This is a genomic window from Pseudomonas sp. GL_103 (assembly GCF_057835175.1).
The window spans coordinates 3,205,109-3,221,463 of record NZ_CM174420.1 but is presented as its reverse complement, the minus strand read 5'-3'; the positions used below and the strand labels follow the sequence as shown (position 1 = coordinate 3,221,463).

The window sequence follows — 16,355 nt, the reverse complement described above, 5'->3', positions numbered from 1 at the left end:
GGCTCAGCTCTCGCTCTGGTCAAACTCGCTGAAGAAGCTCGCCACGTGTTCGGCGTCCAGCGCCTGGAGGGTGGGCGGGTTCCAGCGCGGTGTCTTGTCTTTGTCGATCAGCAAGGCGCGCACGCCTTCGATCAGGTCGCCGCGCTCGAACCACTGGCGGTCCAGGTGCAGCTCAAGGGCGAAACATTGTTCCAGCGGCAGCTCGCGTCCGCGACGGAGCATTTCCAGGGTCACGGCCATGGCCAGCGGCGAGCGGGTTTCCAGCAGGTCGGCGGTGGTGACGGCCCACTCATGGCTGTCGGCGACTGTGACCTGACGCAGTTGTTCCACAATACTCGGCACGTCGGCTTGGGCGAAGAAGTGGTCGATGGCCGGGCGCAAAGTCGCCAGTGGCGCATCGGGCAGTTGCTGCACGGCGAATTTCGCCAGTAGGCCTTGCAGGTCCTTGAGTGGCGTATCGTGCCATTCGAGCTGGTCGAGTTTCTCGTCCAGCGTGCCCAGCTTGGCGCTTTCGAGGTACCAGTCGGCCAGGCCGCAATACAGCGCATCGGCGGCGCGAATCTGTACGCCGCTGACGCCGAGGTAAATCCCCAGTTCACCGGGAATGCGCGGCAGGAAGTAACTGCCGCCGACGTCCGGGAAGTAGCCGATGCCGACTTCCGGCATGGCCAGGCGGCTTTTCTCGGTGACCACGCGCAAATCTGCGCCCTGCACCAGGCCCATGCCGCCGCCGAGGACAAAACCGTCCATCAGGGCCAGCACCGGTTTGCGGTAGTGGTGGATCGCGAGGTCGAGGGCGTATTCCTCGACGAAGAAATCTTCGTGCAGGGTGCCGCCGCTTTTGAAGCTGTCATGCAGCGAGCGAATGTCGCCGCCGGCGCAGAAGGCTTTTTCCCCGGCACCGCGCAAGACCACGGCAAGTACCTGCGGATCCTGGGCCCAGGCGTCGAGCTGGCGGTGCAGGTTGCGCACCATGTCCAGGGTCAGGGCATTGAGGCCGGCGGGGCGGTTGAGGGTCAGGTGACCAATGTGGTTGCGAACCTCGGCCAGCACTTCGTTTTGCATGGCATCCATGGACTGCGCCCCCTTCGTTGAAACCTGAGCAGTCATCACTAACTCCCTGCTTTTATTGTTCTTTATCGAGATGCTCGCGCGCGAGCGATGGCGGATCGTATCAGTGCAAATTTGCCTTGTACAACCCGGATAAGTGCAGGTTATCTGTGCATTTTTGCAGGTTGATGTCCGATATTGTTACAGCGTAGACCAAGGCGAATTCAGGCAAACGCCGCGAGCAGATCCTCTTCGAAGGCCTTCTGCGCCTCGCCGGCCACCTGCGCCCGGTGCCGGGCCAGATGAAACGCGACATCGAAACTCATGTCGCCTCGGCGCACGGCCCTGAGCAAACCCTTGTCTTCCCAACCACGGGCGAAGTGGCTGGGCAAGTAACCGACATGCTTGCCGGAAAGGATGAAGGCGAGGGTGCCTTCGACTTGTTCCGAGCGCGCCGAACACAACTTGCCCTGGAAGGGTTCGTCACTGCGCAGGAAACGGTACGGGTGATCGACCCGGTCGCAGGCCTGCAGATCCTGATCGTCGGGGGTCGGGTTGGTGAACAGCGGGTGGCCGGGGGCGCAATACAGGTGCTGGGTTTCAATGAACAATTGGCGGTAGTCAAATGCGCTTTGCACTTGCGAGAAGTAGCCGATGGCCAGGTCCAGCCGCTGTTGCAGCAGCAAGCGCTCCATTTCACCGGGCATGGCGCTGATCAGCTCGATACGCACCGACTCGTCGCGCTCACGAAAGCGCCGGATTGCCTCGGCCACCCGTTGCAGCACCGATTGGTCCAGGGCCTCGGACAGACCCAGGCGCACTTCGCCGATCAAGCGTCCGGCCACGCCGTTGGATTGGTGACGGAAGGCTTCGATGGACTCGAACAATCCACGGGTGGCGCTGAGGAGCTGTTCGCCCTTGGGCGTGATCCTGAACCCACCCTTGCCGCGACTGCATAGCCGATAGCCCAGGCGGGTTTCCAGTTTGGCCATTTGCTGGCTGATGCTTGACTGGCTCAACCCCAACTCGCCTTGGGCGGCGCTGAAGCCGCCGCACTCCACCACGCTGACAAACAGACGCAACAATTGCAGATCCAGATCGTGGAGTTGGCCGAGCATCAAACATTACTCCGTCATAAAGTCAGGTTAATTAACTTGATATTTTACCAATGTATCCGACGACGCATCCTGCAACCACTTCCTCTGGTCAGGTGTTCGTCATGGCTCCCAAGTTCAAGCTGTGTTTACCCGCGCTGTTCCTTGCCATGGCCGCATCGGCCCAGGCCGAAGACAAGGTGGTCAATCTGTACAGTTGGGCCGATTACGTTGCACCCGAAACCCTGCAACGGTTCGAACAGGAAACCGGCATCCATGTGCGTTACGACACCTTCGATTCTTCGGAAGTGCTGGAGACCAAGTTGCTCACCGGCGGCAGCGGTTATGACGTGGTGGTGCCGTCCTCCAGCGTGCTGGCCCGGGGGCTTGCCGCCGGGGCGTTGAAACCGATTCCCCACGAAGGACTCAAGGGTTACGCCAACCTCGATCCGGACTTGCTGGAAAAACTCGCCGCGGTCGACCCGGGCAACCGCTACGGCGTGCCTTATACCTGGGGCACGTTGGGATTGGGCATGAACGTCGAGGCGGTCAAGCAGCGCTTGCCGGAGGTGCCGCTCAACAGCCTGGATATGCTGTTCAAGCCCGAGTACGCGAGCAAGTTGAAGGACTGCGGCATTGCCATTCTTGACTCGCCCCAGGAGGTGATCGGACTGGCGCTGCATTACCTGGGTAAAGATCCCTACAGCACTGACAAGAGCGATCTGTCAGCCGCCGAGGCGTTGCTGCATCAGCTACAGCCGAATGTACTGTACGTCGCTACCGGGCGGCAGATCAGCGACCTGGCCAATGGCAGCGTGTGCCTGGCGCTGACCTACAACGGCGACGCGAGCATGGCCGCCGACCAGGCGCGCAAGGCCAACAAGCCCTATGAGATTGCCTACCGGATTCCCAAGGAAGGCACCCTCGTGTGGCAGGACAACCTGGCGATTCCCAAGGACGCGCCGCACCCCGAAGCCGCCCGCGCCTTTATCGAATTCATGTTGCGCCCCGAGTCCGTGGCGGCACTGACCAACACCTTGTTCTTCGCCACGGCGAATCAGGCCGCCACGCCGCTGGTGGATGAAGCGGTGCGCACCGATCCGGACATCTACCCGCTGGCCGATGTGCGGGAACGGCTGTACGCCGACCGCAGCATGAGCCTCAAGGACATGCGCCAGCGCACCCGCTTGTGGACCACTTTCCGTAGCCGCCAATAATAGAAAGGAGACATCAATGGACGTCCCGATGCAGAACGATCAAGCCATCACCCGTGACAGCCTATACGGCACGGCCGCCGAAAGTACCTACGCCGGTATCACCAGTTTCATGCGTCGACGCTACAGTCGTGACCTGCGTGGCGTTGATGTGGCCGTCAGTGGCGTACCGTTCGACACGGCCACCAGCAACCGCCCCGGCGCCCGCTTCGGACCACGGGGTATTCGCGCCGCCTCCGCCGGGATCGCCTGGGAGCGGCACTGGCCGTGGACGTTTGATCCGTTCGATCACCTGGCGGTAATCGACTACGGCGATTGCGATTTCGATTACGGCTCGCCGCAGTCGACGCCCGAAACCATCGAAGCCCACGCCGAGCACATCCTCAACGCCGGCACGGCGATGCTGACTTTCGGCGGCGATCACTTCATCACCTATCCGCTGCTCAAGGCCCATGCGCGTAAACATGGTGCGTTGTCGCTGATCCACTTCGACGCCCACAGCGACACCTGGCCGGACGAAGAGGGTAAGCGAATCGACCACGGCACCATGTTCTGGCACGCGGCCAAAGAGGGGCTGGTCGACCCGTCGCGCTCGGTACAAATCGGCTTGCGAACCACCAACGACGATCATCAAGGCTTTCAGGTGCTGGACGCGCGACAGGTGCATCGCCGTGGCTGCGAAGCGATTGTCGAGGCGATTCGCGCGCGGGTCGGCGACAACCCGGTGTACCTGACCTTCGACATCGACTGCCTCGATCCGGCATTCGCTCCGGGCACCGGAACACCGGTGTGCGGCGGCTTGAGTACGGTGCAGGCGCTGGAGATTCTCGGGGGGCTGCGCGGGATCAACCTGGTGGGCATGGACGTGGTGGAAGTGGCTCCGGCCTATGACAGCGCGGAGATCACGTCACTGGCGGCGGCGACATTGGCGATGGAAATGCTGTGTCTGTATGCGGCCAAACATAAGGTCGACCGCTAACACACAGACCAACTGTGGGAGCGGGCTTGCTCGCGAAGGCGTCGAGTCAGTCGAAATTATTGTTGAATGACACACCGCTTTCGCGAGCAAGCCCGCTCCCACAATTTTGATGGGTATCAGGCCACTGGAATGGTTGGCAAGTCCAGGATCTGACCACCGCTGAACCGTGCGGACGAACCGGAAATGGATTCGTGCGGCACGCCTTTGGCCACGTCACTGACGCCGTCCAATCGTGCCAGTTGTTCAGTACTCAACTGCACATTCAGCGCACCCAACGTGGCGTTCAGTTGCTCCCGGGTCCGGGAGCCGAGGATCGGAATCAGTGCTGTGGTCGAGCGTTTGGCCTTTTCCCGCAACCAGGCAATGGCCACGTGGGTCGGGCTGGCGCCCAGTTCTGCGGCGACATCGATCAAGGTGTCGAGCAGCGCGGTTTCGCGGGCGCTTTTTTCGGCGTGAATCAGCACCCCGAGTTTGTTCCCACGGTTGTCGCCCTCGCTGTTGCGATATTTGCCGGTCAGGAAGCCGCCACCCAGCGGCGACCACAAGGTCGCGGCCAGGCCCAGGGCTTCGGCCATCGGCAGTTGTTCACGTTCGGCGCTGCGTTCGGCGAGACTGTACTCGACCTGGATCGCAGCAATCGGCGCAAAACCACGCACCTCGGCCAGCAGGTCGGCGCGGGCGATGCGCCACGCGGGGAAGTTCGACAGCCCGGCGTAATGAATCTTGCCGGCACTGACCAGATCGTCGAACCCGCGCAGGATCTCTTCCATGGGCGTGACGCCGTCACTCATGTGCGCCCAGAACAGGTCGATGTGCTCGGTCTTCAGCCGTTTGAGGCTTTCTTCGACGGCACGCACCATGTTCTTGCGGCTGTTGCCAGTGTGGGAAATGCCGGCCGCCGGTGTAGTCCCGAGGGTGTATTTGGTGGCGATGACCAGGCGATCCCGTTCTGCGGCGATGAATTCGCTGAGCATGGCCTCGGACTGCCCGCCCTGATAGCCGTTGGCGGTATCGATGAAATTGCCACCGGCTTCCAGATAGCCATCAAAAATCCGTCTGGCTTCGTCACGCTCGGCGCCATGGCCCCAACCGGTACCGAAGTTGCCGGCGCCCAGCGCCAGTTCGGAAACACGCAAGCCGGTTTTACGACCGAAAACTTTGTAATGCATGGGATGACTCCAGAGGGATGGCGACAAGGTTTAATAGATTACCAACAGCATCTATTAAATATGATGCTAGTAATCTAACGCGTCAAGGCGCTTTTCCTTTCTGCACAAAACCGCCGATCACCGGTCACGTTTTTCATTCGCAATGGCATACTGCCGCCCATGACTATCGATTCCCCCTTAAGCGCCTGGCAGCATGCCATTGAACAAAAGGGCTTCGTCCAGGACGAGGCCCAGGAACATGCCGTGTGGGCCCTGCAAAAATGCCACGAGGCGCTGCATGAAGGCCGCGCACCCATTTCTGGCGTGTACCTGTGGGGGCCGGTGGGGCGGGGCAAGACCTGGTTGATGGACCAGTTCTACCAAAGCCTGCGGGTACCGGCTCGGCGCCAGCACTTTCACCACTTCATGAGTTGGGTGCACCAGCGCTCGTTTCAACTGACCGGCACCGCCGATCCGCTCAAGGCGTTGGCCCGTGAACTGGCCGAAGAAGTGCGCGTGCTGTGTTTCGACGAACTGTTCGTCAATGACATCGGCGACGCGATCATTCTCGGACGCCTGTTCCAGGTGATGTTCGAACAGGGCGTGGTGGTGGTCTGCACGTCCAATCTGCCGCCTGACCAGTTGTACGCCGACGGCTTCAATCGCGACCGTTTCATGCCCGCCATCGCGGCGATCAAGCAGCACATGCAGGTAATTGCGGTGGATGGCGGGGAAGACCATCGCCTGCATCCGGGGGCCGCTTCGCAACGCTACTGGGTGGCCGAGCCCGGCAGGCCCGGCGCGCTGGGTGAAGTGTTCCAGGTGTTGAGCGCAGGCCAGTCAGTCTCGAGCGAACCGATAGAGGTCGGCTACCGTTCCCTCGGGGTGGTCAAGGCCAGCCCGACGGTGCTCTGGACCCGTTACGCCGCGCTGTGCGAGCAACCCTTCGCGGCCATGGATTTCATCGCCCTGTGCGATACCTACGGCGCTATTCTGTTGAGTGACGTGCCCAACCTCAGCGCACAGAAACGCGCCGGGCGCATTGCCCGCGGCACCGAGGACGGTGTCGAGCGAGTGGACGCGGGAGATCGCGAGCTGCCGCAGTTGTCGGTGCATGACGACGGTGTGCGACGGTTCATTGCCCTGGTGGACGAGTGCTACGACCGCAAGGTGCCGCTGTACCTTGAAGCGCAAGTGCCCATGGCATCGCTTTACACCGAGGGTTATCTGGAATTCCCGTTCCGCCGCACCCTCAGTCGATTGCAGGAAATGCAACTGCAACGGTTTGCCGAAGTTTGATCGGGAGCAGCGAACATGAATCAGCCCCTGTCGCACCATTTGCTGACCATGGCCTATCAGAACGCCTGGGCCAATCACCGACTGGCCAAGGCCTGGGGTCAGTTGAGCCCGCAGGAACTGAGCGCACCCCGGGTCAGCTTCTTCCCGACGATCCGCGCCACGCTCAACCACATCCTCACCTGTGACTGGTTTTATGTGGACGCCCTGGAGCGCGAAGTGCGCGGCGACGATCCGCATCCCGATTGCCGGGTGTTTTTCAAGGAAGACGAGCCCTGTCTCACGGCGTCGGACCTGGTTGGCGAACAGGCCCACGTCGACCGCCGGCTGATCGCCTACTGCGAGCAGATGCGCGACGCCGACCTCGGTAAAGTCGTGACCATCGCCCGCGACACTCCGCAACACGACAGCCGATTGCGTCTGCTGTCCCATTTGTTTGAACACCAGATCCATCACCGCGGCCAGGTGCACGCCATGCTTAGCGGCACCGCGGTCAAGCCACCGCAACTCGACGAGTTTTTCTGCGCCGGTGAGTCGCACTTGCGCGCCGAGGATTTTGCCGAGCTGGGGTGGACGGAAGCCTTGATCTGGGGCGCTTGAGCGCCAAAGATTTTCTCGGTTGCGATTGTCGGTACCACGGTGCTCGCGCTATGGTCTGCCGGCACTTCAGCGTGAATACATGCTGGGGGCTACTTCATGTGTGATCGAGGATGGAAATGGACTCCGCAGAAATTCTTGTGCTTCAGGCCAGTTACACCAATCCGGTGCATGCCGAGGCTATTTGTCTGGTGTTGAACCACTACGCCGAGGACCCGATGGGGGGCGGCCAGCCGTTGCCGGTCAATGTACTGGAGCAACTCCCGGCAGAGCTTGCCAGACGTCCCCACGCCTTCAGTGTGCTGGCCTTTGTCGGTGGCGAGCCGGCCGGGCTGGTCAATTGCTTCGAGGGATTCTCGACCTTTGCCTGCCGGCCGCTGGTCAATGTGCACGATGTGGCGGTGGTGAAAAAATTTCGCGGCCTGGGCTTGAGCCAGAAGATGCTGCAAAAAGTCGAGGACATCGCCCGTCAGCGTGGCTGCTGCAAGCTCACCCTGGAAGTGCTGGAAGGCAATGCCGTGGCCCAGGGCTCCTATGAAAAAGCCGGTTTCGCCGCCGGCATGTTCGACCCGGCCCATGGGCGGATGCTGTTCTGGACCAAGAGTCTCTGATTCAACAGGCAAAAAAAGGGCGTCCATCAGGACGCCCGACAGTCTTCTGCGGCTTTGGAGCCGCAGTCAGCGGTCCATGGATCATTTCGGTCTGTAGGTTTCAGTCATTTGTGCGGTTTGATCGTCCGGAACCCGCAGCTCAGTGCTTTGGATAGGGTGGCCCAGGGCTTGTTGCTGGGCCAGTCGCAGGCTTTCGTAGTAATAGCGCATGCGTTCGGCTCCACCTTCGGCAAAAGCGCTGGTTGAGCCCAAGGCCATCAGGCCGGCGAGAATCATTGCGGTGCGTTTCATGGTTTGCCTCCCACTACAGATGTCGGATGCCTTTCGTCCATGAATCAATGAAGCAGTGTCGAAATGGCATTATCCGCCGATTCGGTTAAATGGGAATGAACTTCACGAGCATGAAAAAGGGGCCGGAACCGGCCCCTGAAAGGATTACTGCTGGACGACCGTCGGTGGCGTCCTGGGCTTCATCAGACTGAAGTCGATCAACGCCCGTTGCTCACGCTCATACGGGTTGCCGATCATCAATGGACGGGCCTTGAAGCTGTCGCTGACCAGGCTCTTGCTGCGATCGAGTTCGTCGAAGCTCAGGCCGGCCAGGTCCGCCCAAGTGTGGATCAGGTGCGAGCTGCTGTAAGGGCGCGAGAGATCACCGGCGAGGTTCCAGTCATGGGCTGCACGCCATTTCGGCGAAGCCCAGGCCATGAACGGAATGGTGTACATCGGTGCTGTCGGCTTGTTCTCGTTGCGCCCCAGGGTGCTGTGGCCCACGGAATCGAACACGTCTTCGCCATGGTCGGACAGGTACAGCAGGAAACCGTTGGGATCGGTCCTGGCGTAGTCCTTGATCAGGCTGGACACCACGAAATCGTTGTACAGCACGGCATTGTCGTAGCTGTTGTACGTCGGCAACTGGTCATCGCGAATACCGGCAGGCACACCTTCACGGTCCTGGAACTTGTCGAAGGTCGACGGGTAGCGGTACTGGTAGCTCATGTGCGTGCCGAGCAAATGCACGACGATGAGTTTGCGCGGTGCCCCGTCGGCCAGGGCCTTGTTGAACGGCTCGATCACGTCGCCATCGTACTGGGCGGCGTTCTGGTTGCGGTTGTTGTTCAGGTACACCTGCTCGTCGGCCTGTTCGGAGAAGGTCGTGAGCATGGTGTTGCGCTTGGTCATGGTCTGCTGGTTGGTGATCCAGAAGGTCTTGTAGCCGGCCTGTTTCATCATGCTGACCAACGATGGCGTCGACAGGTACAGGTCCGGGTTTTCTTCGTCGGCGAAGGTCAGGACCTGCTGCAGTGCCTCAATGGTGTAGGGGCGCGGGGTGATGACGTTGTCGAATACGTCCAGTTGATCCTTGAGCTTGTCCAGTTCCGGCGTGGTTGCCCGGGGATAGCCGTACAGGCTCATGCGCTGACGGTTGGTGGACTCGCCGATCACCAGCACCAGGGTCGCAGGCTGGTTGGCCATGGCGTCCTTGAGGTTGTGCAGCGGTGGAATCTTGCTGGCGCTTTCCAGCATGTCCTGCATTCCGGCCAGGGTGTCGAGGTAACGGTGATAGGCCACGGCCATCTGCCATGGCACCGCAGGTTCGATGCGGGTTTCGAACTTCTCGAAACCGGCGGCGAAACTGCCGGTGCGTTGGGTCTGCTTGATCAGCGGATAGGCGACCACGGCGAACAGGAGGGCAGTTGCCGCGACCAGCGCCTTGCCACGCGACAGGTACACCGGGCGCAGGCGTGTCCACAGGAACCAGGAAAAAGCGCTGTGGGCCAGGAACGCCGGGACCATCCACCAGGCAAAGTACTGGGTCATGTACTCGCCGGCTTCAGCCACGTTCGACTCGAACATGATGAAGATGACGCTCTGGGAAAATTCCTGCTGATAAATGAAGAAGTAACCCAGGCTCGCCATGGAACACGCCCACAGCACGACGCCGATCACGGCAGCCATGACACGGGTTTGCCGGGGGAACAGCAACATCGGCGCCAGCCAGATGGCGCTCATGACGAAGGCCTGGCGGAATCCGGTAAAGCCGGAGGTGCCAGTCAGCTGGATCAGTAGTTGGGTAATGCCGGAAAAGTACCAGAAGAAAACAAACAGCCAGACAAATCCGGCCCAATCGAAACCTGCCGCAGTCGTGTTGCTGCGTTTAAACCAAGACATTCAGCGCTCCAGCCGAGAATTCACTACCACCGCCGGGACTTGGATATCACGGACGACGAACGAGGGCCGCGCGGAATCGGGCGACCTAAACGTGTAATTGTCGTGTAACAATTGTGAAAATTCTGTGAGTTGCCAGGAGTGGCAGGGCGTGAGCCGGTGCGGAAGCAGTGCAAACAGCTCCCGCTTGAAAGGAGGGGGCGTCAGGCCAGTGGAGCGCGTTGCGTCACAGCCAGGGGCTGCGTCTGACCGGTTTGCAGCAGCAGCCGCAAGTGCGCCAGTTCCTGCTTCAACTGATCGCGTTCGTCCTTCAACTGGCGTAATTCATCACGACGGATTGTGACGTAAAGGGTTTGTGCTGGCAGTGCGGTGTGTACTGTGCCCATTGCTCACCTCGCAAATGGCGTGTCTCAACTATAGGTACGCCTCGAAATCCGGGGCTGACCTACTATCGGCGCCAATTTTGATTTCTTTTGCTCCCAAAGGGAACTTTTTTATTTTTCATGGTCGTTGTGTCTTCGGTTTGATTCCCGACGTTATCCATCAGGATCGGGCACAATGCCCGGAAACTTCACGCCAACGCTCTGGACTAACCTCATGAGTCGCGTTGGGCTATAACCTTTGACACACTTTAATTTGTAGTAGGGAGCATCAGCACATGCAACTCGGGATTATTGGACTGGGCCGCATGGGCGGCAATATTGCGCGGCGCCTGATGCTCAACGGGCACACCACCGTTGTTTACGATCGCAATACCGCCTTTGTCGAAGCCCTGGCCACAGAGGGCTCCACGGGCGTCACCGATCTGCCGGCGCTGGTCGCCGGCCTGGCCAGGCCGCGTGCGGTCTGGGTCATGCTGCCGGCCGGCGCGCCGACCGAAGAAACCATCGACACCCTGAGCACCTTGCTCGAAGCCGGCGACACCATCATCGACGGCGGTAACACCTTCTATAAGGACGATATCCGCCGGGCGAAGACCCTGTCCGAAAAAGGCCTGCACTACATCGACGTCGGTACGTCCGGCGGCGTCTGGGGCCTGGAGCGCGGTTACTGCATGATGATCGGCGGCGATGCCGAGACCGTTAAACGTCTCGACCCGCTGTTCGCGACCCTGGCCCCGGGCCTGGGCGACATTCCGCGCACCAAGGACCGCAAGTCCGACGACGATCGTGCCGAGCGTGGTTACATTCATGCAGGTCCGGCCGGTTCCGGGCACTTCGTGAAAATGATCCACAACGGCATCGAATACGGAATGATGCAGGCGTTTGCAGAAGGCTTCGACATCCTCAAGACCAAAAACAGCGAGAGCCTGCCGCAAGACCAGCGTTTCGACCTGAACGTCGCCGACATCGCCGAAGTGTGGCGCCGTGGCAGCGTGGTGTCCTCGTGGTTGCTGGACCTGACGGCCGACGCCCTGGCCAGCGATCCGAAGCTCGACGGTTTCTCCGGGGCCGTGGCCGACAGCGGTGAAGGTCAATGGACCATCGAAGCTGCCATGGAGCAAGCGGTGCCGGTGCCGGTGCTGTCGAACTCGCTGTTCTCCCGCTATCGTTCCCGTGGGCAAGGCACCTTTGGCGACAAGGTTCTCTCGGCCCAGCGCTTCGGCTTCGGCGGCCATGTGGAGACCTCGAAAAAATGACCCACGCGATCCGCAGAAAATCCAAGGCTGAACCCGCGCCGCCGACCACGCTGTTCCTGTTCGGCGCCCACGGCGATCTGGTCAAGCGCCTGCTGATGCCGGCGCTGTACAACCTCAGCCGTGACGGTTTACTCGGGAATGGACTGCGGATCATCGGCGTTGACCACAACGCCATCAGCGATGAAGGCTTCGCGAAAAAACTCGAAGACTTCATCCGCAACGAGGTGGCCACCAGGACCGGCAAGGGCGATCAAGCCCTTGACCCGGCGCTGTGGGCCAAACTCGCCAAAGGCATCAGCTACGTCCAGGGCGATTTCCTGGACGACAGCACTTATCAAGCGCTGGCGGCGAAAATCGCCGACAGCGGTACCGGCAATGCGGTGTTCTATCTGGCCACCGCGCCGCGTTTCTTCAGTGAAGTGGTGCGCCGCCTCGGCTCGGCCGGCTTGCTGGAAGAAACCCCCGAGGCCTTCAGAAGGGTGGTGATCGAAAAACCCTTCGGCTCCGACCTGCATACGGCCGAAGCCTTGAACGCTTGCCTGCTCAAGGTGATGACGGAAAAGCAGATCTATCGCATCGACCATTACCTGGGCAAGGAGACCGTGCAGAACATCCTGGTCAGTCGGTTCTCCAACAGCCTGTTCGAAGCGTTCTGGAACAATCACTACATCGACCACGTGCAGATCACCGCCGCCGAAACCGTCGGCGTGGAAACCCGTGGCAGTTTCTATGAGCACACCGGCGCGCTGCGGGATATGGTGCCCAATCACCTGTTCCAGTTGCTGGCGATGGTGGCGATGGAGCCACCCGCGGCGTTTGGTGCCGATGCGGTGCGCGGCGAGAAAGCCAAGGTGGTTGGCGCGATCAGGCCCTGGACGGTCGAGGAGGCCCGCGCCAACTCGGTGCGCGGCCAATACGCCGCCGGTGAGATCGATGGCAATGCACTGCCGGGCTATCGCCAGGAAAACAACGTCGCACCCGACAGCAATACCGAAACCTATGTGGCCCTCAAGGTCATGATCGATAACTGGCGCTGGGTAGGCGTGCCGTTCTACCTGCGAACCGGCAAGCGCATGAGCGTGCGTGACACCGAGATCGTGATTTGCTTCAAGCCCGCGCCCTATGCGCAGTTCCGCGATACCGAGGTCGATGAGCTGCAGCCGACCTATCTGCGCATTCAGATCCAGCCGAACGAAGGCATGTGGTTCGACCTGCTGGCCAAGCGTCCCGGTCAGGCCCTGAAAATGGACAACATCGAACTGGGGTTCGCCTACAAGGATTTCTTCGAGATGCAGCCGTCCACCGGCTACGAAACCTTGATCTACGATTGCCTGACGGGCGACCAGACGCTGTTCCAGCGCGCCGACAACATTGAAAACGGCTGGCGCGCCGTGCAGCCGTTCCTGGATGCCTGGCAGCAGGATTCCAGCGTGCAGAGCTATGCCGCGGGGGAAAATGGCCCAAAGGCCGGCGAAGAGTTGCTCACCCGTGACGGCCGCGTCTGGCACCGCCTCGGATAACACTTATCTCCTGTGGGGGGTTACAGCCAGTAGCTCACCGCATACCACCCGAGCAAGCCCATCACCACGGTGTACGGCAATGCCATCCAGACCATTCGCCCGTAAGACAGGCGCACCAGCGGTGCAATCGCTGAGGTCAGCAGGAACAGAAACGCTGCCTGACCGTTGGGCGTCGCCACGCTCGGCAGGTTGGTGCCGGTATTGATCGCAATGGCCAGCGTTTCGAAATGCTCACGGGTCATCTCACCCGCCATGAACGCGCGCTTCACTTCGGTGATGTAAATGGTCGCCACGAACACGTTGTCGCTGATGGCGGACAACAGGCCGTTGGCGATGAACAGCATGCCCGGTTGTTGGTCTGCCGGCAGCGTCAGCACCCAGTGGATCAGCGGGGTGAACAGTTGCTGGTCGTGGATCACCGCGACCACGGCGAAAAACACCACCAACAATGAGGTGAACGGCATGGCGTCCTTGAACGCGGTGCCCAGGCGGTGTTCGTCGGTGATGCCGGTAAAGGCGGTGATCAGCACGATCACCATCAAGCCGATCAAACCCACTTCGGCGATGTGAAACGCCAGTCCGGCAATCAGAATCAATGCGGCAGAGCCTTGCACCAGCAGCGCTGCACGTTGGCGCGTGGTGCGCTCGGCATCGTCTTCGGCGGCGTAGTTGGCCAGCACCGCACGGACGTTATCCGGCAGCAGCGTGCCGTATCCGAACCAGCGCAGCTTTTCCAGCAGGACGCAGGTTACCAGCCCGGCAACCAATACCGGCAGGGATACCGGCGCAACCTGGGTAAAGAACTCGGAGAAGTGCCAGCCCATTTCATGGCCGATCAGCAGGTTCTGCGGTTCGCCGACCAGCGTACAGACACCGCCCAGCGCGGTGCCCACGGCGCCGTGCATCAGCAGGCTGCGCAGAAAGGCGCGGAACTGTTCCAGATCGCCCTGATGCAGGGTGGGCAGATGTTGGTCGTCGCTGAACTCGCTGTCCTGACGCGGGTCGTTGCCCGAGGCGACGCGGTGATACACCGAGTAAAAGCCTACGGCGGCACTGATGATCACGGCGGTCACGGTCAAGGCATCGAGGAACGCCGACAGAAAGGCCGACAGAAAGCAGAACATCAGGGCCAGCAGGGCCTTGGAGCGGACCCCGAGCAGCAGGCGCGAGAACAGGTACAGCAACAGGTCCTTCATGAAATAGATACCGGCCACCATGAACATCAGCAGCAGGATCACCGGGAAGTTGTGCAGCAACTCGTCGTACAGCGCCTGGGGCGTGGTCATCTTCAGCAGCAGGGCTTCAATCATCAGCAGGCCGCCGGGCATCAGCGGGTAGCATTTGAGCGCCATGGCCAGGGTGAAGATGAACTCCAGCACCATTAGCCAGCCAGCAGCCACCGGGCCTGCGGTCCAGAGTACCAGGGCATTGAGGATGAGAAAGCCGACGATGCAGGCCTTGTACCAACGGGGCGAGTGCCCGAGAAAGTTGTGCGCGAACGCCTGGGCCATTGAACCGGACATCGGCTGCTCCTTGTCTTGAGAAGCGCGCAACTTGCCGTAAGCGCACCAGAAGATCAAGCGCAGGAAAAATGCCGGTGTTTATCCCTGGAAGCGAGCGATGACCGCCTTGTAGTTTCCGTGCAGCGAATAGCCTCCCACGACGATGTTGCCATCGGCTTGCGCGGCGACACAGGTGGCGGTATCCAGGCTGGGACCGAGGCGAGTACGTGTATAGCCGCTGCCTTTGCCAAAACGGCGATCGGGAAGGCCGTTGGGCAGGTATCGCCCGAGAATGAAGTCTGCTTCGACGCCGCCGATGGTGGCGCCCGCTGTTAGCACACTGCCATCGGGCTGTAACTGCGCGGCGCTCCACTGGCATCCGCTGTAACCGATTTCCCGCCGCTGCGGGTGTCCTCCGTTGCAATGAGTGTCGGGTCGGCCGTTGCTGTGCATTTTAAATGTCAGGCAGTGCATTGGCTCGCGACTGCTGCCAAAACACAGGATTTCGCCTTCGTTTTGCTGGACCACCCGGCTGACCCTGGCACCACGCCCTTGCGCCTTGAAGGTCATGAATCCATCCACGGCAAAACGGTCGTCGAGGCGACCGTCCGGGTGATAACGTGCCAGCAAGCCTTCTTCAGGGAAGTTGATCGATCCACCGACCAGGATTCGGCCATCACGTTGTATCGTCAGGCTGCCGAGCCAGGTATTCATCAGCAGGTGCCGGACCATCACGAAGCCGCGGCCGTTGAACGAGCAATCCAGCGAGCCTTCGACATCCAGTCGTATCAACATGCCAACGTGATCGGCCAGTTCGAAGTGATGGTTGGCCAGGAGCAGGATCCGGCCGTCTTGCTGTACGGCCACATCGCAGGCTTCTGCTCCCGGCACACCGGGAGGGAGCCATTTATCGCGCATGCCCAGGGACAGGCCGCCAGGCAATCGCACGACACGGCGGCCATTATCGCCAAAGCCTTGAACCAGGCGGCCATCCTGATCCAGCAATGCCAGGGCCGGGAGCGTGCGGTGCGCATTTTCGTATTGCAGGCCGGCCAGCAGGATATTGCCGTCGGGCAGGATCAGGACCTTGGTGCCCATGGCTTCGAACCCCGGTTCGAATTGCCCGATGACACTGCCTTGTTTGCCGAACGTCAGGTCTGCGCAACCATCCGCGAGCAAGCGGGCCAGGCCAAAGCGGCTGCCATCGGCCATGCCGACTTTTGCGGCTACCAGCAAGCGACCTTGCGCGTCGATCGCAACGCCATTGGCCAGGCTGAAAAGGCTGTCGGCGAAATAGACCTGGGTTTTGCCGTTGGCGGCAAACGACGTATCGAGGGCCCCGGCGTTGTTCCGGGTGGCGGGGTAGGCAAAAGCGGACTGGCTTGACATGCACCGCATCTCCTTGCGAGTCGTCCTGATCCAGAAGTTTGGGTGGCGACTTTATTAAGGAGAATATTCAATCCCTGAATGAAGGGATGCACAACGGTAAGAACCAACAGACGGAGGGTCGCTGTGTGCCACAACAGTGTCTTTTCG

General features: G+C 60.7%; 15 protein-coding genes. 7 read left to right on the top strand and 8 right to left on the bottom strand.

The annotated features are described in order from the left end of the window. Positions 1-3: 3 nt before the first annotated feature. Together AC3IP0_RS14575 and AC3IP0_RS14570 are read right to left on the bottom strand one after the other, a co-directional pair. The gene (locus AC3IP0_RS14575; protein WP_489315879.1) at positions 4-1,110 is read right to left on the bottom strand and encodes an enoyl-CoA hydratase/isomerase family protein; all 1,107 of its coding nucleotides are present in this window, start codon (positions 1,108-1,110) and stop codon (positions 4-6) included. 164 nt (positions 1,111-1,274) lie between these two features. Then, positions 1,275-2,168, bottom strand: coding sequence for a LysR family transcriptional regulator (locus tag AC3IP0_RS14570; protein ID WP_489315878.1), 894 nt, complete (start codon positions 2,166-2,168; stop codon positions 1,275-1,277). A 101-nt stretch (positions 2,169-2,269) separates the two neighbouring features. Between AC3IP0_RS14570 and AC3IP0_RS14565 the strand changes: the two genes are divergently transcribed. Beyond that, positions 2,270-3,361 carry a polyamine ABC transporter substrate-binding protein gene (locus AC3IP0_RS14565; protein ID WP_489315877.1) on the top strand — a complete coding sequence of 364 codons (1,092 nt, stop codon included), beginning with the start codon at positions 2,270-2,272 and terminating at the stop codon, positions 3,359-3,361. A gap of 16 nt (positions 3,362-3,377) precedes the next feature. Beyond that, positions 3,378-4,337, top strand: coding sequence for an agmatinase (gene speB / locus AC3IP0_RS14560; RefSeq protein WP_489315876.1), 960 nt, complete (start codon positions 3,378-3,380; stop codon positions 4,335-4,337). Between the two features lie 116 nt (positions 4,338-4,453). Here speB and AC3IP0_RS14555 read toward each other — a convergent pair whose 3' ends face one another. Further along, a complete protein-coding gene (locus tag AC3IP0_RS14555; protein WP_489315875.1) occupies positions 4,454-5,506 on the bottom strand; it encodes an aldo/keto reductase in 1,053 nt (350 codons plus the stop codon). A 159-nt stretch (positions 5,507-5,665) separates the two neighbouring features. Here AC3IP0_RS14555 and zapE point away from each other — a divergent pair, with 159 nt between their 5' ends. The 3 genes from zapE (at position 5,666) to AC3IP0_RS14540 (ending at position 7,989) form a co-directional block, all read left to right on the top strand. Continuing rightward, a complete protein-coding gene (gene zapE, locus AC3IP0_RS14550) occupies positions 5,666-6,784 on the top strand; it encodes a cell division protein ZapE (RefSeq protein ID WP_489325065.1) in 1,119 nt (372 codons plus the stop codon). Between the two features lie 15 nt (positions 6,785-6,799). Then, positions 6,800-7,381 carry a DinB family protein gene (locus AC3IP0_RS14545; RefSeq protein WP_489315873.1) on the top strand — a complete coding sequence of 194 codons (582 nt, stop codon included), beginning with the start codon at positions 6,800-6,802 and terminating at the stop codon, positions 7,379-7,381. Between the two features lie 116 nt (positions 7,382-7,497). Further along, positions 7,498-7,989 (top strand): GNAT family N-acetyltransferase, encoded by a 492-nt coding sequence (locus tag AC3IP0_RS14540; RefSeq protein ID WP_489315872.1) that lies wholly within the window; start codon positions 7,498-7,500, stop codon positions 7,987-7,989. A gap of 81 nt (positions 7,990-8,070) precedes the next feature. On the opposite strand, the gene AC3IP0_RS14535 is transcribed toward AC3IP0_RS14540, so the two are convergent. From AC3IP0_RS14535 to AC3IP0_RS14525, 3 genes are all read right to left on the bottom strand, one after another. Beyond that, the gene (locus tag AC3IP0_RS14535) at positions 8,071-8,280 is read right to left on the bottom strand and encodes a hypothetical protein (RefSeq protein ID WP_150723746.1); all 210 of its coding nucleotides are present in this window, start codon (positions 8,278-8,280) and stop codon (positions 8,071-8,073) included. A 144-nt stretch (positions 8,281-8,424) separates the two neighbouring features. Beyond that, positions 8,425-10,161, bottom strand: a complete 1,737-nt coding sequence (locus AC3IP0_RS14530; RefSeq protein ID WP_489315871.1) for a phosphoethanolamine transferase CptA — start codon at positions 10,159-10,161, stop codon at positions 8,425-8,427. A 200-nt stretch (positions 10,162-10,361) separates the two neighbouring features. Continuing rightward, positions 10,362-10,544 (bottom strand): DUF6026 family protein, encoded by a 183-nt coding sequence (locus tag AC3IP0_RS14525; RefSeq protein WP_046042083.1) that lies wholly within the window; start codon positions 10,542-10,544, stop codon positions 10,362-10,364. Between the two features lie 272 nt (positions 10,545-10,816). Between AC3IP0_RS14525 and gnd the strand changes: the two genes are divergently transcribed. Further along, positions 10,817-11,797, top strand: coding sequence for a phosphogluconate dehydrogenase (NAD(+)-dependent, decarboxylating) (gene gnd / locus AC3IP0_RS14520; RefSeq protein WP_489315870.1), 981 nt, complete (start codon positions 10,817-10,819; stop codon positions 11,795-11,797). Beyond that, on the top strand, positions 11,794-13,317 hold the full coding sequence (gene zwf / locus AC3IP0_RS14515; RefSeq protein ID WP_489325063.1) for a glucose-6-phosphate dehydrogenase: 1,524 nt from the start codon (positions 11,794-11,796) through the stop codon (positions 13,315-13,317). Before gnd ends, zwf begins: the two co-directional genes overlap by 4 nt. A gap of 20 nt (positions 13,318-13,337) precedes the next feature. Here the strand turns inward: zwf and nhaB are convergent, their stop codons facing one another. Further along, positions 13,338-14,840: a sodium/proton antiporter NhaB gene (nhaB, locus tag AC3IP0_RS14510; RefSeq protein WP_489325062.1), complete on the bottom strand. Its 1,503-nt coding sequence runs from the start codon at positions 14,838-14,840 to the stop codon at positions 13,338-13,340. A gap of 78 nt (positions 14,841-14,918) precedes the next feature. Next, positions 14,919-16,208, bottom strand: a complete 1,290-nt coding sequence (locus AC3IP0_RS14505) for an NHL repeat-containing protein (protein WP_489325060.1) — start codon at positions 16,206-16,208, stop codon at positions 14,919-14,921. Positions 16,209-16,355: the final 147 nt, after the last annotated feature.

Excerpts from the sequence above, each read along its gene's own strand:
- AC3IP0_RS14575 (WP_489315879.1), bottom strand. The coding sequence starts at position 1,110 with ATGACTGCTCAGGTTTCAACGAAGGGGGCGCAGTCCATGGATGCCATG.
- AC3IP0_RS14570 (WP_489315878.1), bottom strand. The coding sequence starts at position 2,168 with ATGCTCGGCCAACTCCACGATCTGGATCTGCAATTGTTGCGTCTGTTT.
- AC3IP0_RS14565 (WP_489315877.1), top strand. The coding sequence starts at position 2,270 with ATGGCTCCCAAGTTCAAGCTGTGTTTACCCGCGCTGTTCCTTGCCATG.
- speB (WP_489315876.1), top strand. The coding sequence starts at position 3,378 with ATGGACGTCCCGATGCAGAACGATCAAGCCATCACCCGTGACAGCCTA.
- AC3IP0_RS14555 (WP_489315875.1), bottom strand. The coding sequence starts at position 5,506 with ATGCATTACAAAGTTTTCGGTCGTAAAACCGGCTTGCGTGTTTCCGAA.
- zapE (WP_489325065.1), top strand. The coding sequence starts at position 5,666 with ATGACTATCGATTCCCCCTTAAGCGCCTGGCAGCATGCCATTGAACAA.
- AC3IP0_RS14545 (WP_489315873.1), top strand. The coding sequence starts at position 6,800 with ATGAATCAGCCCCTGTCGCACCATTTGCTGACCATGGCCTATCAGAAC.
- AC3IP0_RS14540 (WP_489315872.1), top strand. The coding sequence starts at position 7,498 with ATGGACTCCGCAGAAATTCTTGTGCTTCAGGCCAGTTACACCAATCCG.
- AC3IP0_RS14535 (WP_150723746.1), bottom strand. The coding sequence starts at position 8,280 with ATGAAACGCACCGCAATGATTCTCGCCGGCCTGATGGCCTTGGGCTCA.
- AC3IP0_RS14530 (WP_489315871.1), bottom strand. The coding sequence starts at position 10,161 with ATGTCTTGGTTTAAACGCAGCAACACGACTGCGGCAGGTTTCGATTGG.
- AC3IP0_RS14525 (WP_046042083.1), bottom strand. The coding sequence starts at position 10,544 with ATGGGCACAGTACACACCGCACTGCCAGCACAAACCCTTTACGTCACA.
- gnd (WP_489315870.1), top strand. The coding sequence starts at position 10,817 with ATGCAACTCGGGATTATTGGACTGGGCCGCATGGGCGGCAATATTGCG.
- zwf (WP_489325063.1), top strand. The coding sequence starts at position 11,794 with ATGACCCACGCGATCCGCAGAAAATCCAAGGCTGAACCCGCGCCGCCG.
- nhaB (WP_489325062.1), bottom strand. The coding sequence starts at position 14,840 with ATGTCCGGTTCAATGGCCCAGGCGTTCGCGCACAACTTTCTCGGGCAC.
- AC3IP0_RS14505 (WP_489325060.1), bottom strand. The coding sequence starts at position 16,208 with ATGTCAAGCCAGTCCGCTTTTGCCTACCCCGCCACCCGGAACAACGCC.